The following is a 25,224-nucleotide window of genomic DNA, read 5'->3' on the forward strand; positions in this document are numbered from 1 at the left end:
TAGCTCGATATGAGGAGCCATCTGGTGAACGCCCACCGCAAGCAGCTCATAGCCCTCGCCCGCCCCGTCTACCTCTCCCTGCTCGCCTCGGTGGCCTCCGGGATCATCAACACCGTCTGGGTCTCCCGGCTCGGCGGTCCCGCGGTGGCGGCCGTGGCCGTCGCCACCAACACCGAGAACGTGCTGCTCGGCGTCGCGCTGGTCTTCGCCTCCGGGACGACCGTGCTGGTGGCGCACGCCCGAGGGGCCCGGGACCCGGCCGCCGTACGGGCCGCGGTGCGGGGCGGCTGGGCCCTGTGCGCGCTGGTGACACCGGTGGTCGCGGCCGGCGGCCTGCTGCTGCGCGGGCCGCTGGCCGGACTGGTCCTCGGCGGCGACGGCGCGGCCCGGAGCCTGGCCACCGCCTACTTCGCGATCTCCCTGCCCGGCATGACCGTCTTCTTCGCCCAGCAACTCGTCGACGGCATCCTCAAGGGCACCGGCGACACCCGCACTCCGATGCGCCTCGCCCTCCTCGCCAACGCCCTGATCCTGCTGTGCGACCCCGTGCTGATCCACCTCTACGGCGTCCGGGGCGCCGCCGCCTCCACCGTGCTGTGCCGCGCCGTGGCCCTCGCGGTGGGCCTGCGCGCCCTGCGCCGGAGCGCCCTGCTGCGGACGGCGGCCGAGGCCCCGCCCGCCGCACCGGCCCGTGCCGCCCTGCGCCGTACGCTCACCACCGGCCTGCCCATGTCCGCGGACTTCACCGTGCGCCAGAGCGGAGCCCTGGTGCTGGTGGCGATCGTGGCCCGGCTCGGGGTGCCGGAGGTGGCCGCCTACGCCATCGCCTACAAGGTCATGTACGTCGCCACCATGGCCTTCTACGCGGTACGGCAGGCCGCCGCGATCCACACCGCGCACACCCGGGGCGCTGGCGCGGACGCGCGGCGGGACATCGGACGGCAGGCGGTGCTGGTCTCCGCAGCCCTCGGCCTGACCGCCTCCGCCGTGTTCGCCGCGACCGCCCCCTGGATCATGGCCGCCTTCGGCGCCGGACCCGAAGTCGCCCGCCAGGGCGCGCTGTTCCTGCGCTGCGTCGGCCCGTATCTGCTGCTGATGGCCTGCTTCATCGCGCTCGGCGGGGTCTTCGAGGGCAGCGGCGGGGCACCGGCCCTGCTCCGGGTCACGCTGCTCGGCACGGCCGTCCAACTGCCCCTGGCCCTCGCCCTCGGCGGCCTGGGCCTGCCCGGCGTCTGCCTGGCGCTGGCGCTGTCGATGGCCGTGCAGTGCGCGACCGCGACGGCACTGCTGCGGCGAGCCGGCCACCACGAGGAGGCCGGGACGCCCCTGGCGCGGACGGGGTGATCCGGGAGCGGGCGGGGGCTGCCGTGGTGGGGTCGGCGGTGGGTTCCCGGAGGTTTGGGGGCTGCTCCGGTTGCGGGCTCGGGCGTCATCTTCGGGCGCGCGCCGGCCGGATCTGGGGGAGGCGGGGTCTGCCGTGGCGGGGGCGCGGTGGGTTCTCTGGGGTTTGGGGTAACGCGGGTGCGGGCTCGGCTGGCATCTTCGCGCGCGCACTGGCCGGGTTCGGGAGCGGGCGGGGGCTGCCATGGTGGGGTCGGCGGTGGGTTCCCGGAGGTTTGGGGGCTGCTCCGGTTGCGGGCTTGGGCGTCATCTTCGGGCGCGCGCCGGCCGGGTTCGGGGGTGGCCGGGGTCTGCCGTGGTCGGGGTGGCGGTGGTTTCCCGGGGGTTGGGGGCTGCTTCGGTTGTCGGCTCGGGTGTCGTCTTCCGGCGGGCGTCGGCCGGGTCAGGGGGAGACCGGGGTCTGCCGGGGCTGGGCCGGCTGGGGCGGCAGGGGTGCGGCGGGGGCCGGCGGCACCGTCGAGCGCCACAGCCGGCGGGCCGCCGTGACCGAGGCCGCGACCAGCAGGCCGTTGCGCAGCACCAGCAGCAGGACGCCGTACCGGTCGCTCGTCACCACGTGCTGGAAGCCGAGCGGGAACTCCAGGACCGTCAGGAAGGACGCGGCCACCACCATCACCGCGGGCGCCCCCATCCGGCTCGCCCGGTACGAGCCACAGACCGCGGCCAGGCCGATCAGCCACACCAGGTACTGCGGGCTGATCACCCGGCTGGTGACCGTGAACAGCAGGACCGCGGTGAACGCGGCCTCCGCCAGGGTGTGCGGCGCCCGGCGCGTCATGCGCAGCCGCCACAGCAGCAACCAGCCGAACGCGGCCACGGTCAGCGCCAGCGCCGCCGTGCTCACCTGGTTCACATGCGGGCCGACGAACTCGATCGACCCGTAGTTCAGCAGCACCTGGCCGTGCCAGCCGAAGTGCCGGGCCACATGGAAGACCAGGGCACCCAGCGACTCCACCTCGGTGCCCCGGTCCCGCTGGAAGGTCAGGAAGGCGAAGGCGCCCGGCATGGACACCGAGAACAGCGCCGCGAGCCCGGTCGCGGTCACCGCAGCCGACCACCACGCCCGCCGCCGCACGGCACCGACCAGCAGCAGTGCCGGCCACACCTTCAGCAGCGCCCCGAACGCGGTCAGCGCGCCCATCACCCGCGGATGCCGGGCCCCGGCCAGCAGCGCCGCCACGGCCACCGCGGTCACCATCACGTCGTAGCGGGCGTACACCGTCGGGCCGAGCAGCGGTACGCCCGCCACCCACACCCAGGCGCCGCGCAGACAGCGGCCGGGACGCCCGCCCGGATACAGCAGCAGCGCCAGGACGACCAGGTCGGCCAGGAACGCCAGCACGAAGAAGGCGTGCGCGTACGACAGAAACGGCAGGGCGGCGGGGGAGAGCACCGGCAGGGCGGCGGCCGGCGGGTACTGCCAGGTCACGTCGTCCAGCGGAAACGTTCCCTGGCGCAGCACCTCGTACCAGCCCCGGTAGATCACCGACACGTCGGAGGTGACGTCCGGGCCCGGGAAGACGTACACCTGGAAGACGAACAGCAGCAGCACCGCACGGGTGACGCCCCAGGCCGCAAGCAGCCAAGCCAGGGACCGCCCGGCACCGTTGGTCTCCACGTGATCCCCCGCCGTTCGATTTCAGGTCGGGGACCATGATGTCGTGCCCGTCTGTGTCCATGCCACAGACTCGGCCGGACCTGGCTCCGGACGGCTGATTCGGTAGGGTCGGCGGCGATGCACAAGACGCTGATCGTCGCCAACGACTTCCCGCCCCGGCCGGGCGGCATCCAGGCCTTCCTGCACAACATGGCCCTCCGCCTGGACCCCGGCCGGCTGGTCGTCTACGCCTCCACCTGGAAGCGAAGCCGGGAGGGCGTCGAGGCCACGGCCGCCTTCGACGCCGAGCAGCCCTTCACCGTCGTACGCGACCGTACGACCATGCTGCTGCCCACGCCGGGAGCCACCCGCCGGGCGGTCGGTCTGCTCCGCGAGCACGGCTGCACCTCGGTGTGGTTCGGGGCGGCGGCACCGCTCGGCCTCATGGCCCCGGCGCTGCGCAGGGCGGGCGCCGAGCGGCTGGTGGCCACCACCCACGGCCACGAGGCCGGCTGGGCCCAGCTGCCCGCCGCCCGGCAACTGCTGCGGAGCATCGGGGAATCGACGGACACGATCACTTATCTGGGCGAGTACACGCGGTCGAGGATCGCCACCGCGCTGACCCCCGACGCGGCGAGCCGCATGGTCCAGCTGCCTCCCGGCGTCGACGAGAAGACCTTCCACCCCGCCTCCGGCGGCGACGAGATCCGCGCCCGCCTCGGCCTCACCGACCGCCCGGTCGTGGTCTGCGTCTCCCGGCTGGTCCCGCGCAAGGGCCAGGACACCCTCATCCAGGCCATGCCCCGCATCCTCGCCGCCGAGCCGGACACCGTCCTGCTGATCGTGGGCGGCGGCCCCTACGAGCGGGGTCTGCGGCGGATGGCGGCCGAGACCGGTGTGGCCGGCTCCATCCGCTTCACCGGCGCCGTCCCCTGGTCCGATCTCCCCGCCCACTACGGCGCGGGCGACGTCTTCGCCATGCCCTGCCGCACCCGGCGCGGCGGTCTGGACGTGGAGGGCCTGGGCATCGTCTATCTGGAGGCCTCCGCGACGGGCTTGCCGGTGGTCGCGGGCGACTCGGGCGGCGCGCCCGACGCCGTACTCGACGGGGAGACGGGCTGGGTCGTCAGGGGCGGCGAACCGGCGGAGGCGGCCGACCGGATCGTGGCCCTGCTGGGCGACCCCGAGCTGCGCCGCAGGATGGGCGAGCGGGGCCGCCAGTGGGTGGAAGAGAAGTGGCGCTGGGACCTGCTGGCCGAGAAACTGAAGGACTTGCTCTAGGGCGAACGCGCCCGAAGGGGCGCGGGACTGTCGGCGTTTTCACACTTGGCGGAACGAGATAATCCGCCCATGCTGCGCCCATGACATCCAACCTGATGAGACGTCAGCTGACAAGGCGTCACATACTTGGCATGGCCGCACTGCAGACCGCGGCCACCCTGGGGTTCACCCGCATCGGCCTCCAGTCGGCCCAAGCCGCGCAGCCCGACGCGGTCGAATCCGCCCCGGCGATAGTCATTGGCTCCGGCTACGGTGGCGCGGTCGCCGCCTTCCGCCTGGGCCAGGCCGGCATCCGTACCCTCGTCCTCGAAATGGGCCGGCTGTGGAACACCGCCGGCAGCGACGGCAAGGTGTTCTGCTCCACCTCCGCCCCCGACCAGCGCTCCATGTGGTTCCGCACCCGCACCGAGGCCCCGCTCGCCACCTTCCTCTGGCTGGACGTGGTCAACAAGGACATCGGCGCCTACCCCGGCGTCCTGGACCGCGTCCACTACGACCACATGTCCGTCTACGTCGGCCGCGGCGTCGGCGGCGGCTCCCTCGTCAACGGCGGCATGGCGGTCACGCCCCTGAAGTCGTACTTCACCGAGCAGTTCCCGACCGTGGACGCCGACGAGATGTACGGCACCTACTACCCGCGCGCCCGTGCCATGCTCGGCGTCAACACCATCGACCCGGCCTGGTTCGAGTCCACCGACTGGTACCGCTTCACCCGCACCTCCCGGAAGGCCGCCGGCAATGCGGGCCTGAAGACCACCTTCGTGCCGAACGTCTACGACTTCGGCTACATGCGGCAGGAGGCCGCCGGTACGGCCACGAAGTCCGCGCTCGCCGGCGAGGTCATCTACGGCAACAACCACGGCAAGCGCAGCCTCGACAAGACCTATCTGGCCGCCGCCCTCGGCACCGGCAACGTCACGATCCACACCCTGGAGAGGGTGAGGTCCCTCAGCCGGGCGGCCGACGGGTCGTACGTCCTGACCGCCGACCGGATCGACGGCACCGGCGCGGTCGTGGAGACCAAGAGCTACGGCTGCACGTATCTCTTCCTCGGCGGCGGCAGCCTCGGCACCACCGAACTCCTCGTCCGCGCCCGCGACACCGGCACCCTGCCGGACCTGAACTCCGCCGTGGGCGCGGGCTGGGGCACCAACGGCAACACCATGCTCGGCCGCGCCAACCACGTCTGGGACACCGTGGGCGCCGACGAGGCCACCATGCCGGTGATGGGCATCGACGACTGGGCCAACACCGACAACCCGGTCTTCGCCGAGATCGCCCCACTGCCCATGGGGTTCGAGCACTGGATCAGCCTCTACCTCGCCATCACCAAGAATCCCGAACGGGCGTCCTTCACCTACGACTCCGCCTCCGGTGCGGTGAAGCTCGGCTGGAGCGCCGCCCAGAGCGCGGTGTCGGTGAGCATGGCCAAGAAGCTGTTCGACCGGATCAACCTGGCCAACGCGACCATCTACCGCTACGACCTGTTCGGCTCCGGCAACAAGGTCTTCGCCGACGACTTCACGTACCACCCGCTGGGCGGCTGCGTCCTCGGCAAGGCCACCGACGACTACGGCCGGGTCAAGGGGTACCCGCACCTCTACGTCACCGACGGCTCGCTCGTGCCCGGCAACATCGGCGTGAACCCCTTCGTCACCATCACCGCGCTCGCCGAACGCACGATGGCGCGGGTCCTCGCCGAGGACACCGCGCCATGACGCTCCGTCAGCAGGGGTGCTACTTCGCGTAGATCGCCTCGATCTCGTCCGCGTAGTCCTTCGCCACCACGTTCCGCTTGAGCTTCAGCGACGGGGTGAGGTGGCCCGACTCCTCCGTGAACTGGGAGGACAGAATGCGGAACTTCCGCACCGATTCCGCCTTCGACACCGCGGCGTTGCCGTCGTCGACCGCGGCCTGGATCGCGGCGTTCAGATCCGGGTCGTCCTTCAGCGACGCCGCGGTGGCACCCGCCGACTTGCCGTGCTCGGCGCACCAGCGGCCCAGGAACTCCTCGTCGATGGTGACCAGCGCGCCCACGAACGGCCGCCCGTCGCCCACCACCATGCACTCCGCGACCAGCGCGTGCGCCCGGATCCGGTCCTCGATCACCGCGGGCGCCACGTTCTTGCCGCCCGCCGTGACGATGATCTCCTTCTTCCGGCCGGTGATCCTGAGGTAGCCGTCCTCGTCCAGGGTGCCGATGTCGCCGGTGTGGAACCAGCCGTCGGCCAGCGCCTCCGCCGTCGCGCCCGGGTTGTTCCAGTACTCCTTGAACAGGTGCTCGCCGTGCAGCAGCACCTCGCCGTCGTCCGCTATCCGCACCACCGAGCCGGGCAGCGGCTGACCGACCGTGCCGATCTTCTGCCGGTCCCACGGGTTGAAGGCGGTCGCCGCGCAGGACTCGGTCAGGCCGTAGCCCTCCAGCACCGTGAAGCCGATGCCCCGGAAGAAGTGCCCGAGCCGCTCGCCCAGCGGGGCGCCGCCGGAGATGGCGTACTCGCCCCGGCCACCGAGGACCGCGCGCAGCTTGCTGTAGACCAGCTTGTCGAAGACCTTGTGCTTGACCTTCAGGCCGAACGACGGTCCGGAGGCGCTGTCCAGCGCCTTGCTGTAGGCGATGGCGGCATCCGCGGCCTTGTCGAAGATCGCGCCCTTGCCGTCCGCCTGCGCCTTGGCGCGCGCCGTGTTGTAGACCTTCTCGAAGACGCGCGGGACACCGAGGATCAGCGTCGGCCGGAAGGCGGCCAGCTCGTCGGTGAGGTTCTTGATGTCCGGGACACAGCCCAGCTTGATCGGCGCCATCATCGGCGCGATCTGCACCAGCCGGCCGAAGACGTGCGCCAGCGGCAGGAACAGCAGGACCGAGCACTCGCCGGTGCGGAACAGCGGGCGCAGCCGCTCCACGATGTTGCCGCACTCGGCGAAGAAGCTGCGGTGGGTGAGCACACAGCCCTTGGGGCGGCCGGTGGTGCCGGAGGTGTACACGATGGTCGCCGGGTCGTCGGCCCGGGCGAGCGAGCTGCGCTCCTCCACCGTCTCGTCGGAGACGCCCTGGCCGAGCCGCCCCAGCTCCTCCAGAGCCCCGGCCTCGATCTGCCAGACGTGCTTGAGGGCGGGCAGCGTCTCACGCACCGACTCCACGGCCGCGGCATGGCCCGGCAGCTCCACGACGCAGGCGGTCGCGCCCGAGTCGGACAGGATCCACTGCACCTGCTCCGGCGAACTGGTCTCGTACACCGGCACGGTGACCGCGCCCGCGCTCCAGATCGCGAAGTCGAGCAGGGTCCACTCGTACCGGGTGCGGGACATCAGGCCCACCCGGTCACCGGGCTGGACGCCGGAGGCGATGAGACCCTTGGCGGCGGCGCGCACCTCGGCGAGGAAGGCGGCGGCCGTCACGTCCTGCCAGGCGCCGCCCACCTTGCGGGCGATGACGGCGACGTCGGGATGCTGCGCGGCGTTTCTGCGGACGATGTCGGTCAGGTTGCCGTCCGCAGGGACCTCGTACAAAGCCGGAAGGCTGAACTCGCGCAAGACTGCTGCTCCTCATAGGGCGCCGGCGCCACGACACTGTGTGATGCGACGGTGCGGTCCAAGGCTCGGGCAGGTGCTCGGGAATTCAGCTGTTGAAATCCAGAGCACGACTGGACTGCCCGGACGTTACCCGCCGGTATGGCGTTCCGGACAGGGGTTCCCGGTGAGATGTTCGCTGCGTCACACATGTTGGTGTTCCTTCGCGCACAGTAGTCCACGGCCGAACCGACCGGCGAGTAACCGCAGGCCGGACCGACACTGTTCACGCACATCCCACACGCCTACGCTTGATCACCATGGCACCCACACGCTCAGGTGATCGGAACGCCGGAAAGCGCAGGACACGCGTCCACGTGGTCAGCGACGTGCACGGCAACGCCCGGGACCTGGCCCGCGCGGGCGAGGGCGCGGACGCCCTGATCTGCCTGGGTGACCTCGTCCTCTTCCTCGACTACGCCGACCACTCGCGCGGCATCTTCCCCGACCTGTTCGGCAGGGAGAACGCCGACCGCATCGTCGAGCTGCGCACCGCCCGCCGGTTCGAGGAGGCCCGGGAGTTCGGCGCCCGGCTGTGGGCCGGCATCGGCATGGACCGGGCCGCGGCCATCGAGAAGGCGGTGCGCAAGCAGTACGCCGAGCTGTTCGCCGCGTTCCCGACCCCGACGTACGCCACCTACGGCAATGTCGACATGCCGCCCCTGTGGAAGGAGTACGCCCACCCCGGCACCACCGTGCTCGACGGCCAGCGCGTGGAGATCGGCGGCTGGACCTTCGGCTTCGTCGGCGGCGGGTTGCGCACGCCCATGCGGACGCCGTACGAGATCAGCGACGAGGAGTACGCGGCGAAGATCGAGGCGGTCGGCGAGGTCGACGTGCTGTGCACGCACATCCCGCCGGAGATCCCCGAGCTGGTCTACGACACCGTCGCGCGCCGCTTCGAGCGCGGCAGCCGTGCCCTGCTGGCCGCGATCCGCCGCACGAAGCCCCGTTACGCGCTCTTCGGGCATGTCCATCAGCCGCTCGCGCCCCGGATGCGGATAGGCGCGACCGAGTGCGTGAACGTGGGCCACTTCGCCGGGACGGGAAGGCCCTGGGCGCTCGAATGGTGATCCCCTGGTGATGCGCCGGCGACCGGTCGGCGATGTGTGGGACATGGGGTGAAGGCGGCAGGTCGGCGGCGCGGTAGCCTTCACGCTGCACACACGTGCGCACGACGACCTCTGTACCGGCCCGCATCTGGAGGAGCCACGGCGATGGCGGAACACACCAGCTCGAGCATCACCATCGAGGCGGCACCGGCCGACGTCATGGGGGTGATCGCCGACTTCGCCCGCTACCCGGACTGGACCGGCGAGGTGAAGGAGGCGGAGGTCCTCAAGACCGACGACCAGGGCCGCGCCGAGCAGGTCCGGCTCGTCATGGACGCGGGGGCGATCAAGGACGACCAGACGCTGGCCTACACCTGGACCGGCGAGAACGAGGTCTCCTGGACCCTGGTGAAGTCCCAGATGCTCCGCGCCCTGGACGGCTCCTACATCCTCAAGCCCACGGGCCCCGCCACGACGGAGGTCACCTACCTCCTCACCGTGGACGTCAAGATCCCCATGCTCGGCATGATCAAGCGCAAGGCGGAAAAGGTCATCATCGACCGAGCCCTGGCAGGCCTGAAGAAGAGGGTCGAGTCGGCCGAGTAGCCCACCCATCCCGCCCGGCGGCGGCGCGGCCGACCGTGCCGCCACCGTCGTGTCCAGCCGCGGGCGGCCACGCGCCGTGCCCGCACCCACTCGCCGAGCCGCGGGCGACGGTCGGGTCGCCATCCGTCGTGTGCAGCCGCGGGTGCCGCACGGGCTGCGGACCGCCGGGTGGTCACCTGTGGCGTCCGGCTGCGGGCCGTGCCCGGCCCTGGGCGGCCATGCGCCGTGCCCGCACCCACTCGCCGAGTTGCGGCCGGTCGTGGCTCCCGCGCGCGGCTGACAGTGGGGTCGTTATTCGTCGTGTGCAGCCGCGGGTGCCGCATCGGCTGCGGACCGCCGGGTGGTCACCTGTGGCGTCCGGCTGCGGGCCGTGCCCTGTCCCGCCCGGCCCTGGGCGGCCGTGCGCCGTGCCCGCACCCACTCGCCGAGTCGCGGCCGGTCGTGGCTCCCGCGCGCGGCTGACAGTGGGGTCGTTATTCGTCGTGTGCAGCCGCGGGTGCCGCACGGGCTGCGGACCGCCGGGTCGCCACCCCTGGCGTCCGGCTGCGGGCCGCGTCCTGCCCTGCCCAGCCGCGGGCGGCCGCGCGCCGTGCCCCGCCCCCCCATCCGCTGCGCCCGCACCCACCCGCCCAGCTGCGGGTGGTCGTGGCTTCCGCGTACCGCCGGCATCCGGGTCGCCGCTCGTGGCGTCCTGCTGCGCGCCGCGTCTGCCCCGCCCAGCCCCGGGCGGCCATGCCCCGCGCCCCGCCCGCCCATCCGCCCCGCACCCACTCGCCCATCCGCGCCCGCGCTCACTCGTCCAGCCGCAGGCAGTCGTGCCTCCTTCGGTGCCCGTACGGGCACCGAAGGACCCCAGGGCACGGGTGGGTGCGGGCGGTCGCCCGTCGGTGCCGGGGGCCGGGGTTTCGGGTGCCGGTCAACGCCCCGGGTCCCCGCCCTCCGTTACCGTTCAGCCTCATGCGCACCATCCTGATCACGGGCCCGGGCGGCAGCGGGCGTACGACCGTCGCCGCCGCCACCGCACAGCGCGCCGCGGGCGAAGGCGCCCGCACGCTGCTCCTGAGTGCCGACCGCAACGACAGCCTCGGCGCCGCGCTGGGCTTCGCGACAGGACCGGTGCCCGAGGAGGTCACCGAGAACGTCACCACCTGGCGTCCCGACGCGGCCGCCCGGTTCCAGGAGGACCTCACCGCCTTCCAGAGCCGCGCGGCGGGCGTCCTCGACCTGCTCGGCGCCGCCCGGCTGGACGCCGAGGAGGTCACCCCGCTGCCCGGCGCCGAGGAACTGTGCTTCCTGCGGGCCGTCAGGGACGCGGCGCTGTCCGAGCGCTACGACCTGCTCGTCGTGGACCTGCCGCCGCTGCCGCAGGCCCTCGCCCTGCTCGCCCTCCCCGAGGAGCTGCGCCGCTATCTGCGCCGCCTCCTCCCGCCCGAGCGGCAGGCGGCCCGCGCCCTGCGCCCGGTCCTCGGCCGGCTGGCCGGCGTGCCGATGCCGTCCGACTGGCTGTACGAGACGGCCGCCCGCTGGGACGTCGAACTCGCCGCCGTCGAGGCCGTCCTCGCCGACCGGAACACCGCCGTACGCCTGGTCGCCGAACCCGGCCCGGCCGGCGCCGAGGCCGTACGGTCCGCCCGCCTCGGCCTCGCCCTGCGCGGCCTGCGCACCGAGGCCCTGATCGCCAACCGCACCCTGTCCGAGGCCGACCCGGACAGCCTGCTGGCCGGACTCCTCGCCCAGCAGCGCAAGGCACTCGCCGACTGGCAGGAGCAGCCGTACGACGTCCACCCCGTCCCGCACCTCGGCCACGACCCGCGTGGCGCCGACGACCTCACCGCCCTCGCCGTACCGTCCGTCAACCCCGCACCCGCCCCGGTCGAGTGGCCCGTCACCGACCGCAGGAGCGACGACGGTGTCCTGGTCTGGCACATCCCGCTGCCCGGCGCGATACGGGACGAACTGGATCTGATCCGGCGCGGCGACGAGCTCGTGATCACCGTGGGCCCGTTCCGGCGGATCGTCCCGCTGCCCTCCGTCCTGCGCCGCTGCACCGTCGCCGGGGCCGGCCTGCGCGAGGGCGAACTGCGCGTCCGGTTCGCCCCGGACCCCGACCTGTGGCCCGCCACCGGACGGTGATGATCCGGGTACGCCTGTTCGGGTAACGTCGTAAAGGCGAACCGTAGTCAGGAGTCCGCCATGAGCGAAGAGCGTCCCGCATCCGACTCGTATGAGGAATATGAGGCACAGGGACGGGCGACCGACGCCGACGCCTGGGCCACGGCCTGTGCCGAGGACCTCGCCGCCGAGAAGGCCCGCCGCCGCGCCGAGTACGGCCCACAGCCGGGCTCGGCCGCGGAGGAACTGAAGAAACTCGTGGAGACGGTGGCCGACAAGCTGTCCGGCCTCCCGTCACCGCTCCTCGGCGGCCTCGCCGGCCCCGCCGCCCAGCAGGTCGTGCGCCAGGTCGTCCAGCAGGCCAAGGCCGCCGTCGAGCCCGTCATAGACCGCAACCCGGACGTCTTCGACCACCTCGCCGCGGCCGGCGGCGAACTGCTCGCCGCCTACCGTTCCGCCGTCCAGGCCCAGGAGCGCCGCTGGACCGCCCGCACGGCCGACGACCTGACCCACGAGGGCCCGGAAGACCGGCGGGACAAGGGCGAGGGCACCGGCCCGGGGGAGCGGATCGACCTGGACTGAAGCGCTTTCACGGCAGGGCCTCGGGTACGGTGGGCCGTAGCGGGGCTCGACCGAAACTGAGGGATTCATGGGACTCACCATCGGCGTCGACATCGGCGGCACCAAGATCGCGGCCGGCGTGGTCGACGAGGAAGGCAACATCCTCTCGACCTTCAAGGTGCCGACCCCCACCACGCCCGAGGCCATCGTGGACGCCATCGCCTCGGCGGTGGAAGGCGCGCGCGCCGGGCACGAGATCGTCGGCGTGGGCATCGGTGCGGCCGGTTACGTCAACCGGCAGCGCTCGACGGTGTACTTCGCGCCGAACATCGACTGGCGCCAGGAGCCGCTGAAGGAAAAGGTCGAGGCCCGCGTGGGCCTCCCGGTCGTGGTCGAGAACGACGCCAACGCCGCCGCTTGGGGCGAGTACAAGTTCGGCGCCGGCAAGGGCCACCGCAACGTCATCTGCATCACCCTCGGCACGGGTCTCGGCGGCGGCATCATCATCGGCAACAAGCTGCGCCGCGGCCACTTCGGCGTGGCCGCGGAGTTCGGTCACATCCGGATGGTCCCGGACGGCCTGCTGTGCGGCTGCGGTTCGCAGGGCTGCTGGGAGCAGTACGCCTCCGGTCGCGCGCTCGTCAGATACGCCAAGCAGCGCGCCAACGCCACCCCGGAGAACGCGGAGATCCTGCTCGGCCTCGGCGACGGCACCCCCGACGGCATCGAGGGCAAGCACATCTCCATGGCCGCCCGTCAGGGCGACCCGGTCGCCGTCGACTCCTACCGCGAGCTGGCCCGCTGGGCCGGTGCGGGCCTGGCCGACCTCGCCTCCCTCTTCGACCCGTCCGCGTTCATCGTCGGCGGCGGCCTCTCCGACGAGGGCGAACTGGTCCTCGACCCGATCCGCAAGTCCTACAAGCGCTGGCTGGTCGGCGGCAACTGGCGCCCGGTGGCCGACGTGATCGCCGCCCAGCTCGGCAACAAGGCGGGCCTGGTGGGCGCGGCCGACCTCGCCCGCGAGCCCGACCCGATCATGTGACATCGGCTCTTCACTGAGGAGCAACTGTGCCTACCCAGGGGCGCGGGGAACCGCGCGGCAAGCCACGACGAGCCGGCAGTCGCACGCGGACCTCGCGCCCCGGGCTGTTGGGCGTACATTGATCCACATGGAGCTGCTCCCCAACTCCCGTACCGCACCCGACGGTTCACCCCTCATCCGCGTCCTGAGCTACAACATCCGCTCGATGCGCGACGACACCGACGCCCTGGCCAGGATCATCACCGCCTGCGCCCCCGACGTCGTCCTCGTCCAGGAAGCCCCCCGCTTCTTCCGCTGGCGGAAAAAGCTCGCCCGCCTCGCCGCGGCCTCCGGCCAGGTCATCCTCACCGGCGGAGCCACGGCGGCCGGCCCGGCGATCCTCTGCTCGCTCCGGGCCACCGTCGAGCGCACCGAGGATGTACTCCTCCCGCTCACCCCCGGACTCCACCGGCGCGGCTTCGCCACGGCGGTGGTCCGCTTCGGTGCCGCCCGCGTCGGCCTGCTCAGCTGTCATCTGAGCCTGCAGCGGGACGAACGCCGTGCGCAGGCCGCCATGCTCCTCGACCGGCTCGCCGGCCTGGGCGTGGAGCACGCCATCGCCGGCGGCGACCTCAACGAAGGCCCTGAGGGCCCCGCCTTCCGCCTGCTCTCCGCGAGCCTCCAGGACTGCCGGGCCGTGGCGCCCTGGGGCGGTGCGGGCACCTGGCCGCACAGTGACCCCCCGCAGCGCATCGACGCCGTCTTCGCGACCAAGGGCATCGAGGTGCTCGGCTGCGGGGTCCCTCGCCCACTCGCGGCTTCGCCCGAGCGGGGGGACCCCCATGCCCAGCCGGGCGTCACCCGGGCCGACCTGACCGCGGCCACGGACCATCTCCCGGTCCTCGCCGCCCTGCGCGTACCGGTGGCGCGAGTCCTCACTTGAACTAAGTGCAGAAAACCCTTGTGGGCCTTGCCGTGCCCGCCTACAGTCTTCCTTGCACTTAGTTCAAGTGGACCAGAGGGGGAACCGATGTCCGGGAAGCGTGAGGCGCTGGCCGCGTTCGTTCAGACGGCGGCGAAGGAGTTCGGGGTGCCGGGGGCCGCCGTCGCCGTACTGATCGGCGGCGAGGAGATCCATGTCAGCCAGGGTGTGACGAACGTCGATCACCCCCTGCCGATCGACGAGCACACGCTCTTCCCGATCGCCTCGGTCAGCAAGAGCTTCACGGCGACCGCGCTGATGCGGCTCGTCGAGCAGGGCAGGGTCGACCTCGACGCGCCGGTCCGCCGGTACGTTCCCGAGCTGCGCCTCGCCGACGAGGAGGCCGCCGCCCGGATCACCGTGCTCAACCTGATCAACCACACGGCGGGCCTGGACTGGAACCTGGTCGACGCCGACGAGGGCGACGGCTCGCTCGCCGCATTCGTCGGACAGCTGCACCGGCTGCCGCTGATCGCTCCGCCCGGCGCCCGCGCCTCCTACAGCCAGGCCGGATACAACCTGCTCGGCCGGGTCGTGGAGAACGTGACCGGTCTGCCGTTCGAGCAGGCGCTGGCCGAACTGGTCCTGGAGCCGCTGGGCCTGTGCGACACCGTCTTCGACCTGGACGACGTCGTGGTCCGCCGCTTCGCCGTCGGCCACAACCGCGCCGAGGACGGCTGCCTCACCCTCGCCCGCCCCTGGAAGTCACGGCGGGCCGGACTGCGCGGCAACAACCCCGGCGGCGGGGTCGTCTCCTCGGCGAGCGACCTGCTGCGCTGGGCGCGGTTCCAGCTCGGCGAGGGAGAGGGGCTGCTGACCGCGCAGACGCTGCGCCGCATGCGGGAACCGACCGCGGAACTGCGGGGCAGCACGCTCGGCGACGCCTTCGGCATCGGCTGGTTCCTGCGGGGCGTGGAGGGTGTGCGCACGGTCGGCCACGGGGGCTCGGGCAACGGGCAGTTCGCCGAGCTGCTGCTGGTGCCGGAGCGGGACTTCGCCGTGGTCTCGCTGGCGAACTCCGGCCCGGAGGGCTACCAGTTCAACCAGGCGGTGCTGAAGCGGGCGCTGGAGCTGTTCCTCGACGTGGTCGAGCGGGAACCGGAGCCGCTGCCGTACGACGAGGAGCGGGCGCGGGAGGTCGCCGGGCGGTACGAGATCGACGCGATGAACCTCGACATCGCGCGGGAGGCCGGCCGGCTCACGCTGGCCGTCGGCATCAAGCCGGAGATCCGCGCGGCGTCCGACGTGGCGATGCCGCCGGACTATCCGGCCGCGGACATCGGCTTCCTGCCGGGGGACGGGGACGAGTACATCGTCACCGAGGGGGGCTTGAAGGGGCAGAAGGGCTTCTTCTCGCGCGCGGACGACGGCACGGTGACGGGGGTCGACCTGGCCGGCCGCCTCTTCACCCGGGTCTGACCCGAGGCGCCCCCGCTGGGGGGCGCCTCTCAGCGGGCAGCGTCCCTGGCCGTTCGGGCGGTACCGGGCGCGGTGTCCGTTCCGCCCGGCCGCAGCCCGTCGAGCAGTGCCCGCAACCCCGCCGCGTAGCTGCCGTCGGGCGCCTCCCCGTACTCCGCGGCCGCCGACGTCCCGAGCCGCTCCCGCAACCGCGGAAACGGCTTCGCCACCTCGGCCGCCTTGGCCAGGGTCTGCGACAGCATCCCCTCCGCGTCCTCCCCGGCCCGCCGCAGCTTCCGGGTCAGGGAGGCGACGGCCGAGGTGCCGAGCGCGTTGCCCAGGACGTACGTCACCAGCGCCCCGGCCGCCCGGTCCGCCTCCTGCGGTGTGAACCCCGCGGTCTCGAAGACGCCGAGGAGATGGTCGTCGTAACGGGCCTTGCCGGTGCCGTAGAGGAGATGGGAGCCGATCGCCTGCACCAGCCACGGATGCCGTACGAGCATCGCGTGCAGCCGGTCGGCCGTCACCGTGGCGGTCTCCCGCCAGTCGTCCGCGTCGAGCGCCGGCAGTTCGAGCTCCTGCCACACCCGGTCCGCGGCGAGCAGCACGAGGTCGTCCTTGTTCTTCACATGCCAGTAGACGGCGGTCGCCGCGGCCCCGAGCCGCTTGCCCAGGCTTCGCATGTTCAGGCCTTCGAGGCCCTCGTCGTCCAGCAGCTCCACGGCGGTCCGGACGATCTGTTCCTGGGTGAGGGTGTCGCGCGGCATGGGCTCACGATAGGTGAGCCCCGCGCGACCTGTACAAAGTTCAGACCACCGCGCCCCGGCCCGGGTCGTCGTCCTCCTCGTCGTCCGTGCGCATGCGCATCACCAGCGTGGCGAAGCCGCCGAGGAAGCCGCCGATGCCGAGGGTCGTCAGCCACCAGGTCATGTCCCAGCCGAGCAGCACCGCCAGCAGAAGCAGGACCGGGCCGCCGACGACGCCCAGCCACGCGAACTTCGCCGTGGTGTCGGCGGTCGGCAGCGGCGGCGGCTCCGGCGGGACGAAGTGGCCCTCGTCGTCCTCGTCGAAGTCGTCCTCGGACGGCTCGGGCGGGCTGTGGTCGCGCGGCCCGACACCGGGCGCGAAGGACACCGAGCTGCCCAGCGGCCGGGCGGGCGCCTTGTCGGTGTCGCTCTCGGCGTCTTTCTCCGGCTCCGGCTCCGGCTCCGGCAGCGCCAGGTCCTCCACCGACCGGAAGGGCCTCGCGCCCGGCGGGTCCGGCGGCTCCTCGCCGTACCCCGCGACGATGGCCCGCCAGGCGGCGTCCTCGTCGAAGGGCACCTTCTGCTCGTCCGGCTCGCGGTCCTCGCGGTCGGACTCGTGCTCAGCCACCTGTGGCCGCCCCTTCCTTGCCGAGACTGGGTGCGAGCCGGCCCATGAAGGCGAGGCTCTCCTCGAAGATCCGGTCCGCATCCTGGTCCAACGTCGCCACGTGGTAGCTCTGTTCCAGCACGATCTCCGTCACGTCCCTGGACGACACCCGGCTCAGCACCCGGGCCGAGTCGGCCGCCGGCACGACATGGTCCTGGGCGCTGCGCAGCAGCAGCAACGGCTGCGTGACCTGGGGCAGCTCGACGTCCAGCCGGCGCAGGAACACCCGCAGCGAGTGCGCCGCGTGCAGCGGCACCCGGTCGTAGCCCAGCTCGGCCGCGCCCTGCTTGGCGATGTCGCTGGCGATGCCCTTCGTCGTCCGCACGAGATGGCGGGCCACCGGAAGGGCGTACGCCGACAGGCCGTGCACCTTGTTCGCCGGGTTGACGACCACCGCGCCCGTGACCCGCTCGCCGTGCCGGGCGGCCAGCCTGAGCGCCAGCGCGCCGCCCATCGACAGGCCCGCGACGAACACCCGGGAGCAGCGCTCGGAGAGGATGCGCAGCTCGCGGTCCACCTCCGCGTACCAGTCCTGCCAGCCCGTGAGCTGCATGTCCTCCCAGCGGGTGCCGTGGCCGGGCAGCAGGGGCAGCGACACGGTCAGGCCGTGCGCAGCGTGGTGCTCCGCCCAGGGGCGCAGCGACTGGGGCGAGCCGGTGAAGCCGTGGCAGAGGAGGACCCCCACTTCTCCGCCCTGGTGGCGGTACGGCTCGGCTCCGGGGAGGACCGGCACCTTCGACGCTCCTGTTCCTGAAGAGGGCCCCACCGGAGGACGGCGGCGGCGTGAGGAAAACGTGCGGATGTGCTTCACCGTACGCGACCGCACTGACACCGACCAGGGTCGTCGGGGCCTTTGACGCTCCCGAAGGGTTAAGGTCTGTTCGACGGAAACAGGAGGCAAGCGGGTGTTGTACGGCACGATGAAGGTCGCCATCGGGGGGCCGCTGAAGGTTGCCTTCAGGCCCTGGGTGGAGGGCCTGGAGAACATTCCGGCCGAGGGCCCCGCCATCCTGGCGAGCAACCACCTGTCCTTCTCGGACTCCTTCTTCCTCCCCGCGGTCCTGGACCGCAAGGTCACCTTCATCGCGAAGGCGGAGTACTTCACCACGCCCGGTGTGAAGGGCCGGCTCACCGCGGCCTTCTTCAAGGGCGTCGGACAGCTCCCGGTGGACCGCTCGGGGGCGCGCGGCGCCGGCGAGGCCGCGATCAAGAGCGGCATAGAGGTGCTGGAGCGCGGCGAGCTGTTCGGCATCTACCCCGAGGGCACCCGCTCGCCCGACGGCCGGCTCTACCGGGGCAAGCCCGGCGGCCTCGCGCGCGTGGCGCTGGCCACCGGCGCTCCGGTCATCCCGGTGGCGATGATCGACACCGAGAAGATCCAGCCGCCCGGCAAGGTGATGCCGAAGCTGATGCGGCCCGGCATCCGCATCGGCGAGCCGCTGGACTTCAGCCGCTACCACGGCATGGAGCACGACCGCTTCGTCCTGCGCGCCCTGACCGACGAGGTCATGTACGAGATCATGAAGCTGTCCGGCCAGGAGTACGTCGACATGTACGCGACGGCCGCCAAGCGGCAGATCGCGGAGGCGGCCAAGGCGGCCAAGGAAGCGGAGAAGAAGGCGGAGGCTTAGGCAGCCTTACGGAGGGGCCGGGGGACGGGGGGACATGCCCAGGCGCGAGCGCGTGATGAGGATGTCGGTCGAGCTGCCGCTGTGGCGCGCGCTCGCCGGCTACCGGGTTCTGACCATGCTGTACGCCATCGGCCTGTGCGCCACCGCGTACTCCCACTTCGTACGCCCCTGGATCGCCGTCGCCTACTACGCCGTCCTGTTCGTGTGGACCCTCGCCACCCTGCCCAGGGTGCGCAGCGCGGCGAGCTGCACCAGGCGCTTCCTCGCCGCCGACCTGACCGTCGCGCTCACCGGCATCCTGCTCACCCCGCTCGCCGACAACCACGAGCGGATCGCGGGCGGCGGCCCCACCCTGCCGTCGATATGGACCGCCGGCTCGGTGCTGGCCTTCGCCCTCAAGGGCGGCTGGCGCTGGGCGGCCGCCGCCTCCACGGCCGTGGCCGCCGTCAACCTGGTCGAGCGCGGCCGGCCCGCACGGGACACCGTGCACAACGTGATCCTGGTCTGGGTGGCCTCGATCGCCATCGGCTACGTCGTGGAGGTCGCCCGCGCCTCCGAGCGCACCCTCGCCCGCGCCCTGGAAATCGAGGCCGCGACCCGGGAACGGGAGCGGCTGGCCCGGGACATCCACGACAGCGTGCTCCAGGTGCTGGCGATGGTGCAGCGGCGCGGCGCGGTCATCGGCGGCGAGGCGGCGGAGCTGGGCCGGCTCGCGGGGGAGCAGGAGGTGGCGCTGCGCACCCTGGTCTCCGGCGGTCTGCTGCCGGTCTCGCGGGTGTCGGAGGACGCGGCGGCCGGGGCCGTCGTACGCGCCGTCGAGGAACCGGACGACGACGGGCCGATGGACCTGCGCGCCCTGCTGGCCCCGTACGCGGGTGCCCGGGTGAGCCTGGCCGAGCCCGGTGCGCCGGTCGAGCTGCCCCGGCCGGCCGCGCGGGAGCTGGCCGCCGCGGTGGGCGCCGCCCTGGACAACGTCCGCAGGCACGCCGGCGAGCAGGCCCGGGCCTGGATCCTGGTCGAGGACGAGCCGGACGAGGTCGTGGTGACCGTCCGGGACGACGGCCCCGGCATCCCCGAGGGCCGGCTCGCCCAGGCCGAGGGGGAGGGCCGGCTCGGCGTGGCCCAGTCGATCCGGGGGCGGCTGCGCGACCTGGGCGGCAGCGCCGAACTCGTCTCCGTCCCCGGGCAGGGCACGGAAGTGGAACTGAAGGTACCGAAGAACGTGAAGGCGGGACGTCGATGAGCGAGCAGCAGGACCCGATCAAGGTCATGGTGGTGGACGACCACCCCATGTGGCGCGACGCGGTCGCCCGGGACCTGACCGAGTCCGGCTTCCATGTGGTCGCCACCGCCGGCGACGGCGAGCAGGCGGTCCGCCGCGCCAAGGCCGCCGCCCCCGACGTCCTCGTGCTGGACCTCAACCTGCCGGCCAAGCCCGGCGTCCAGGTGTGCAAGGAACTGGTCGGCCACAACCCGGCGTTGCGCGTCCTCGTCCTCTCGGCGAGCGGTGAGCACGCCGACGTGCTGGAGGCGGTGAAGTCCGGCGCGACCGGCTATCTGCTGAAGTCGGCGTCCACCGAGGAACTGCTGGACGCGGTGCGCCGTACGGCCGTCGGCGACCCGGTGTTCACGCCCGGCCTCGCCGGACTGGTCCTCGGCGAGTACCGCCGGCTGGCCTCCGAGCCCGCGCCCGCCCCGGACACCGACGCGCCCGGCGCGCCCCGGCTGACGGACCGGGAGACGGAGGTGCTGCGGCTGGTCGCCAAGGGCCTGAGCTACAAGCAGATCGCCGAACGCCTGGTCATCTCCCACCGCACGGTGCAGAACCACGTCCAGAACACCCTCGGCAAGCTGCAGTTGCACAACAGGGTCGAGCTGGTGCGGTACGCCATAGAGCGCGGACTCGACGACGCGTAGGGCCCGCCGCGCGGCCGTACGCCTGAATCACCCTTCCCGCCTCTCCCGATGTGACGTGAATCACCATTAGCGTGACCCGGTGTCAGGGAACCGCGGTGAAGGGACTTTTCCATGCGGGTCGGAGTACTGACCGGAGGCGGCGACTGCCCCGGGCTCAACGCCGTCATCCGGGGCATCGTCCGCAAGGGCGTGCAGGAGTACGGCTATGACTTCGTCGGCTTCCGGGACGGCTGGCGGGGTCCCCTCGAAGGCGACACCGTCCGTCTCGACATCCCCGCGGTGCGAGGCATCCTGCCCCGCGGCGGCACCATCCTCGGCTCCTCGCGCACCAATCCGCTCAAGGCGGAGAACGGCATCCGCCGGATCAAGGAAAACCTGGCCAAGCTGGAGGTCGGGGCCCTCATCGCGATCGGCGGAGAGGACACCCTCGGCGTCGCCGCGCGGCTGTCCGACGAGTACGGGGTGCCCTGCGTCGGGGTGCCCAAGACGATCGACAACGACCTGTCCGCCACCGACTACACCTTCGGCTTCGACACCGCCGTCAACATCGCCACCGAGGCCATCGACCGGCTGCACACCACCGCCGAGTCGCATATGCGGGTCCTGGTCGTGGAGGTGATGGGCCGGCACGCCGGCTGGATCGCCCTGCACTCCGGCCTGGCCGGCGGCGCCAACGTCATCCTCATCCCCGAGCAGCGCTTCGACGTCGACCAGGTCTGCGCCTGGGTGACCTCCCGCTTCCGGGCGTCGTACGCGCCGATCGTGGTCGTCGCCGAGGGCGCCATGCCCAAGGACGGCGACATGGTGCTCAAGGACGGCTCGCTGGACTCCTTCGGGCATGTCCGGCTCTCCGGGGTCGGCGAGTGGCTGGCCAAGGAGATCGAGGCCCGCACCGGCAAGGAGGCCCGCACCACGGTCCTCGGCCATGTCCAGCGCGGCGGCACGCCCAGCGCCTTCGACCGCTGGCTCGCCACCCGCTTCGGCCTGCACGCCATCGACTGCGTGCACGACGGCGACTTCGGCACGATGGTCGCCCTGCGCGCCACCGACATCGTCCGGGTCCCGATCGCGGAGGCCACCGCCAAGCTGAAGACGGTGAACCCGAAGCTGTACGAAGAGGTCGGGGTGTTCTTCGGCTGACGGTCCGGTCCGGGCCCGGGGACCGAGCGGTCCCCGGGCCCGCCCGCTCACCTCGCCCTGCTCGCGCCGCGCAGCCGACCGACGAGCTCCCGCACCACCGCGGCCCCGTTCAGGGAGAGCACCGACTCCGGGTGGAACTGCACGCCCGCGAAGCCGGGGCCGCGCAGCGCGTGCACCTCGTCGTTCGCCGCCCGGCTCACCTCGATGCCGTGCGCGGCCAGCTCCCGGGCCGTCTCCTCGTCGCAGCGGGCGACGAAGCTGTTGTAGAAGCCGACCGTCTCGGGCCGGCCGAACAGGTCGATCGTGGTCTGCGCCCCCTGGTACGGCACCTCCTTGCGGACGATGTCCAGCCCCAGCTCGGCCGCGATCAGTTCATGGCCCAGGCAGACGCCCAGCACCCCGTGCCGGTGCTCGCCGATCACCCCGGCGGTCAGCTCCCGCAGGAACCGCATCTTCGGATCGGCCAGGTCCGCGGGGTCGCCCGGGCCGGGGCCGAGCACCACCGGACCCTCGTGGGCGAGCACGGCCGCTCGCAGCCCCGGCTCGTCGTACCGCCGTACGCTCACCTCCAGGCCGCCCGAGCGCAGCACGTGCGCGAGCATCGCGGTGAAGGTGTCCTCGCCGTCGACCACGAGGGCGTGGCCGGTCAGCTCCCGCACCGGCTCCTGCATCCGCAGCCAGAACGGCGCGAGCGCGGCCCGCCGCCCGTCCAGGGCCGCCCGCACCCGAGGGTCGTCGGCCAGCCGGGGCCGCTCCCGCTCCTCGCGCGGCCGGGACGGCCGTACCCCGAGGGCCGCCAGCACGCCCGCCGCCTTCGCGTGCGTCTCGGCGACCTCGCTCACCGGGTCCGAGCCGCGCACCAGAGTCGCCCCGACCGGGACGCGCAGCCGTCCCCGGGCGGAGATGTCGGCGGTGCGGATCAGGATGGGGGAGTCCAGGGTCTGCGCGCCCCCGGAGTCGCGGCCGAGCAGCGCCAGCGCGCCCGCGTAGTAGCCGCGTCCACCGACCTCGTGCCGCTCGATCACCCGGCACGCGTTCTGCACCGGCGACCCGGTCACCGTCGCCGCGAACATGGTCTCCCGCAGCACCTCCCGCACATCCAGGGAGGACTTGCCGCGCAGCTCGTACTCGGTGTGCGCGAGGTGCGCCATCTCCTTCAGCCGCGGCCCGACGACCACCCCGCCCATGTCGCCGACGGTGCACATCATCTTCAGTTCCTCGTCGACCACCATCGACAGCTCCTCGATCTCCTTGCCGTCGGCGAGGAAGGAGAGGAGACGTTCCGGGGTCGGACCCTCGGCGGGATAGCGGTAGGTCCCGCTGATCGGGTTCATCACGACCGTCCCGCCGGACATCCGTACGTGCACCTCGGGGCTGGCCCCGACCAGCGTCCGGTCTCCGGCGTGCACGACGAACGTCCAGTACGCGCCCCGCTCACCCTCCAGCAGCCGCCGGAACAGCGCGAGCGCGTCGGCGCGGCCGAACCCCGGGATCCCGCCCTCGTACGTGCGCCGGATCACGAAGTTCGCGCCCTCGCCCCGGCCGATCTCCTCGGCCAGCACCCGCCCGACGATCTCGCCGTACTCCTCGTCGCCGACGTCGAAGCCGCCGCCCTCGACGCGCACCTCGTGCGCCGGGAGCTGCGCCAGCGCCACGTGGAGCGGGAGCTCGTAGGACTCCTCGGGGGTCAGCACCAGCAGCGGGGTGCCGTCGTCGCGGACGTCGAAGCCGCGCTCGCGGATCTGCCGGAACGGGATCAGCGCGAGGCCCTCGTCGGGGAGATCGGCGAGCCGGTCGCGGCTGGTCACCGGGCCGAGCAGCACCTCCACCGGGTGCTCGTCGCGGCCCGTGATGCGGCGGCGGAGCAGGGCGAAGGGGCGGTCGTCGTGCAGGAGCTGTGCCAGGTCCATGGGTCCTCTTCCGTCGGTGAGGAGGAACGACCCCGGACACACCGAAGGCCGCCCCTCGGGCGGCCTTCGCGAAGTCTTGCGTACGCGCAGTCAGTGGGCCGCCGGATGAGCGGTCCACCACCAGTTCTGGATCGAAAGCGCGAACATGGCACGAACCCTACCGCACCCGTGCGCCGGCCGACCGTCCACAGGACAACCGGCGCGTCTCACCCTTCGAGCCAGAAGATGGGGCATGGCAGACGACCCCGTAATGTTTACGAGGTGACCGTGAACGCTAAGACCAGCCCGAGCGCTGGCAACACCTGGCGAGACCTGCCCGCGGCGCAGCAGCCCGAGTACCCCGACCCCGAGGCTCTGCGCGCAGTGATCGCGGACCTCGAGTCGTATCCGCCGCTCGTCTTCGCGGGCGAGTGCGACCAGCTGCGCGCCCGGATGGCGGCCGTCGCCAAGGGAGAGGCGTTCCTCCTCCAGGGCGGCGACTGCGCCGAGGCCTTCGACGCGGTGTCCGCCGACCACATCCGCAACAAGCTGAAGACGCTGCTCCAGATGGGTGCCGTCCTCACCTACGCGGCCGCCGTGCCCGTGGTGAAGGTCGGCCGTATCGCCGGGCAGTACTCCAAGCCCCGCTCCAAGCCGACCGAGACCCGCGACGGCGTGACGCTCCCGGTGTACCGGGGTGACTCCGTCAACGGCTTCGAGTTCACCGAGGCGTCCCGCATCCCGGACCCCGAGCGGCTGAAGCGCATGTACAACGCGTCGGCGTCCACGCTGAACCTCGTGCGCGCCTTCACCACCGGCGGTTACGCGGACCTGCGCCAGGTGCACGCCTGGAACCAGGACTTCGTGAAGACCTCGCCGTCGGGCCAGCGCTACGAGCAGCTCGCCCGCGAGATCGACAACGCGCTGAACTTCATGCGGGCCTGCGGCACGGACCCGGAGGAGTTCAAGACCGTCGAGCTGTACTCCTCGCACGAGGCGCTGCTGCTGGACTACGAGTCCGCCCTGACCCGGGTCGACTCGCGCACCGGCAAGCTGTACGACGTCTCCGCGCACATGGTGTGGATCGGTGAGCGCACCCGGCAGCTGGACCACGCGCACATCGAGTTCGCCTCGCAGATCCGCAACCCGATCGGCGTCAAGCTCGGCCCGACGACGACGGCCGAGGAGGCGCTGCAGTACATCGACCGCCTCGACCCCGAGCGGGAGCCGGGCCGGCTGACCTTCATCGTCCGGATGGGCGCCGACAAGATCCGCGACAAGCTCCCCGAGCTGGTGGAGAAGGTCACGGCGTCCGGTGCGACGGTGGCCTGGGTGACCGACCCGATGCACGGCAACACCTTCGAGGCGGCCTCCGGGCACAAGACCCGCCGCTTCGACGACGTGCTCGACGAGGTCAAGGGCTTCTTCGAGGTCCACAAGGCGCTCGGCACCCACCCGGGCGGCATCCACGTGGAGCTGACCGGCGACGACGTCACCGAGTGCGTGGGCGGCGGCGACGAGATCTTCGTCGACGACCTGCACCAGCGCTACGAGACGGCCTGCGACCCGCGGCTGAACCGCAGCCAATCGCTGGACCTGGCGTTCCTCGTCGCGGAGATGTACCGGGACCAGTAGGCACCGCCGGGGGACTCC

The 25,224-nt window shown here is 72.3% G+C and carries 22 protein-coding genes; 15 read left to right on the plus strand and 7 right to left on the minus strand.

Annotation, left to right across the window (positions count from 1 at the left end; genetic code table 11):
• Positions 1–24: 24 nt before the first annotated feature.
• Entirely contained in the window at positions 25–1,344 is a 1,320-nt protein-coding gene (locus ACIBJF_RS22785; RefSeq protein ID WP_399176218.1) for an MATE family efflux transporter, read from the plus strand.
• Positions 1,345–1,783: 439 nt separating this feature from the next.
• Here the strand turns inward: ACIBJF_RS22785 and ACIBJF_RS22790 are convergent, their stop codons facing one another.
• Positions 1,784–3,019 carry a glycosyltransferase 87 family protein gene (locus ACIBJF_RS22790; protein WP_399176141.1) on the minus strand — a complete coding sequence of 412 codons (1,236 nt, stop codon included), beginning with the start codon at positions 3,017–3,019 and terminating at the stop codon, positions 1,784–1,786.
• A gap of 117 nt (positions 3,020–3,136) precedes the next feature.
• On the opposite strand from ACIBJF_RS22790, the gene ACIBJF_RS22795 reads away from it, so the two are divergent.
• Positions 3,137–4,279, plus strand: coding sequence for a glycosyltransferase family 4 protein (locus tag ACIBJF_RS22795; protein ID WP_399176143.1), 1,143 nt, complete (start codon positions 3,137–3,139; stop codon positions 4,277–4,279).
• 131 nt (positions 4,280–4,410) lie between these two features.
• The gene (locus ACIBJF_RS22800) at positions 4,411–5,997 is read left to right on the plus strand and encodes a GMC oxidoreductase (RefSeq protein WP_399176145.1); all 1,587 of its coding nucleotides are present in this window, start codon (positions 4,411–4,413) and stop codon (positions 5,995–5,997) included.
• A gap of 19 nt (positions 5,998–6,016) precedes the next feature.
• Here the strand turns inward: ACIBJF_RS22800 and ACIBJF_RS22805 are convergent, their stop codons facing one another.
• Positions 6,017–7,813, minus strand: coding sequence for an AMP-dependent synthetase/ligase (locus ACIBJF_RS22805; protein ID WP_399176147.1), 1,797 nt, complete (start codon positions 7,811–7,813; stop codon positions 6,017–6,019).
• A 296-nt stretch (positions 7,814–8,109) separates the two neighbouring features.
• Here ACIBJF_RS22805 and ACIBJF_RS22810 point away from each other — a divergent pair, with 296 nt between their 5' ends.
• From ACIBJF_RS22810 to ACIBJF_RS22840, 7 genes are all read left to right on the plus strand, one after another.
• Positions 8,110–8,922, plus strand: a complete 813-nt coding sequence (locus ACIBJF_RS22810; protein WP_399176148.1) for a metallophosphoesterase — start codon at positions 8,110–8,112, stop codon at positions 8,920–8,922.
• A gap of 144 nt (positions 8,923–9,066) precedes the next feature.
• On the plus strand, positions 9,067–9,507 hold the full coding sequence (locus ACIBJF_RS22815) for an SRPBCC family protein (protein WP_351800275.1): 441 nt from the start codon (positions 9,067–9,069) through the stop codon (positions 9,505–9,507).
• 957 nt (positions 9,508–10,464) lie between these two features.
• Positions 10,465–11,640, plus strand: a complete 1,176-nt coding sequence (locus tag ACIBJF_RS22820) for an ArsA family ATPase (protein ID WP_399176151.1) — start codon at positions 10,465–10,467, stop codon at positions 11,638–11,640.
• Between the two features lie 60 nt (positions 11,641–11,700).
• Positions 11,701–12,201: a DUF5304 domain-containing protein gene (locus ACIBJF_RS22825; RefSeq protein ID WP_399176153.1), complete on the plus strand. Its 501-nt coding sequence runs from the start codon at positions 11,701–11,703 to the stop codon at positions 12,199–12,201.
• Between the two features lie 67 nt (positions 12,202–12,268).
• On the plus strand, positions 12,269–13,222 hold the full coding sequence (locus tag ACIBJF_RS22830; RefSeq protein WP_055705252.1) for an ROK family glucokinase: 954 nt from the start codon (positions 12,269–12,271) through the stop codon (positions 13,220–13,222).
• A gap of 127 nt (positions 13,223–13,349) precedes the next feature.
• Positions 13,350–14,144 carry an endonuclease/exonuclease/phosphatase family protein gene (locus tag ACIBJF_RS22835; protein WP_399176155.1) on the plus strand — a complete coding sequence of 265 codons (795 nt, stop codon included), beginning with the start codon at positions 13,350–13,352 and terminating at the stop codon, positions 14,142–14,144.
• Between the two features lie 87 nt (positions 14,145–14,231).
• On the plus strand, positions 14,232–15,602 hold the full coding sequence (locus tag ACIBJF_RS22840; RefSeq protein ID WP_399176157.1) for a serine hydrolase domain-containing protein: 1,371 nt from the start codon (positions 14,232–14,234) through the stop codon (positions 15,600–15,602).
• Between the two features lie 29 nt (positions 15,603–15,631).
• Here the strand turns inward: ACIBJF_RS22840 and ACIBJF_RS22845 are convergent, their stop codons facing one another.
• From ACIBJF_RS22845 to ACIBJF_RS22855, 3 genes are read right to left on the minus strand one after another with little or no spacing between them, the layout of a single operon-like run.
• Positions 15,632–16,348: a TetR/AcrR family transcriptional regulator gene (locus ACIBJF_RS22845; RefSeq protein ID WP_399176159.1), complete on the minus strand. Its 717-nt coding sequence runs from the start codon at positions 16,346–16,348 to the stop codon at positions 15,632–15,634.
• Positions 16,349–16,388: 40 nt separating this feature from the next.
• The gene (locus ACIBJF_RS22850) at positions 16,389–16,955 is read right to left on the minus strand and encodes a hypothetical protein (protein WP_399176161.1); all 567 of its coding nucleotides are present in this window, start codon (positions 16,953–16,955) and stop codon (positions 16,389–16,391) included.
• Positions 16,948–17,727 carry an alpha/beta hydrolase gene (locus ACIBJF_RS22855; protein WP_399176163.1) on the minus strand — a complete coding sequence of 260 codons (780 nt, stop codon included), beginning with the start codon at positions 17,725–17,727 and terminating at the stop codon, positions 16,948–16,950. Before ACIBJF_RS22855 ends, ACIBJF_RS22850 begins: the two co-directional genes overlap by 8 nt.
• Positions 17,728–17,914: 187 nt before the next feature.
• On the opposite strand from ACIBJF_RS22855, the gene ACIBJF_RS22860 reads away from it, so the two are divergent.
• The 4 genes from ACIBJF_RS22860 to ACIBJF_RS22875 all read left to right on the plus strand — a co-directional run bounded on the left by ACIBJF_RS22860 (position 17,915) and on the right by ACIBJF_RS22875 (position 21,682).
• Positions 17,915–18,625 carry a lysophospholipid acyltransferase family protein gene (locus ACIBJF_RS22860; RefSeq protein ID WP_399176220.1) on the plus strand — a complete coding sequence of 237 codons (711 nt, stop codon included), beginning with the start codon at positions 17,915–17,917 and terminating at the stop codon, positions 18,623–18,625.
• Between the two features lie 34 nt (positions 18,626–18,659).
• The gene (gene macS / locus ACIBJF_RS22865; RefSeq protein WP_399176165.1) at positions 18,660–19,868 is read left to right on the plus strand and encodes a MacS family sensor histidine kinase; all 1,209 of its coding nucleotides are present in this window, start codon (positions 18,660–18,662) and stop codon (positions 19,866–19,868) included.
• The gene (locus ACIBJF_RS22870) at positions 19,865–20,542 is read left to right on the plus strand and encodes a response regulator transcription factor (RefSeq protein ID WP_351800302.1); all 678 of its coding nucleotides are present in this window, start codon (positions 19,865–19,867) and stop codon (positions 20,540–20,542) included. The genes macS and ACIBJF_RS22870 overlap by 4 nt, the downstream gene beginning before the upstream one ends.
• 111 nt (positions 20,543–20,653) lie before the next feature.
• Positions 20,654–21,682, plus strand: coding sequence for a 6-phosphofructokinase (locus ACIBJF_RS22875; RefSeq protein ID WP_399176167.1), 1,029 nt, complete (start codon positions 20,654–20,656; stop codon positions 21,680–21,682).
• 47 nt (positions 21,683–21,729) lie between these two features.
• On the opposite strand, the gene ACIBJF_RS22880 is transcribed toward ACIBJF_RS22875, so the two are convergent.
• A complete protein-coding gene (locus tag ACIBJF_RS22880; protein WP_399176169.1) occupies positions 21,730–23,592 on the minus strand; it encodes an anthranilate synthase family protein in 1,863 nt (620 codons plus the stop codon).
• Positions 23,593–23,682: 90 nt separating this feature from the next.
• The gene (locus ACIBJF_RS22885) at positions 23,683–23,826 is read right to left on the minus strand and encodes a trp operon leader peptide (protein ID WP_399176171.1); all 144 of its coding nucleotides are present in this window, start codon (positions 23,824–23,826) and stop codon (positions 23,683–23,685) included.
• A 27-nt stretch (positions 23,827–23,853) separates the two neighbouring features.
• Between ACIBJF_RS22885 and ACIBJF_RS22890 the strand changes: the two genes are divergently transcribed.
• Positions 23,854–25,206 carry a class II 3-deoxy-7-phosphoheptulonate synthase gene (locus ACIBJF_RS22890; protein WP_399176172.1) on the plus strand — a complete coding sequence of 451 codons (1,353 nt, stop codon included), beginning with the start codon at positions 23,854–23,856 and terminating at the stop codon, positions 25,204–25,206.
• Positions 25,207–25,224 lie beyond the last annotated feature (18 nt).

Source organism: Streptomyces sp. NPDC050743, from assembly GCF_044456925.1.
Lineage (GTDB): Bacteria > Actinomycetota > Actinomycetes > Streptomycetales > Streptomycetaceae > Streptomyces.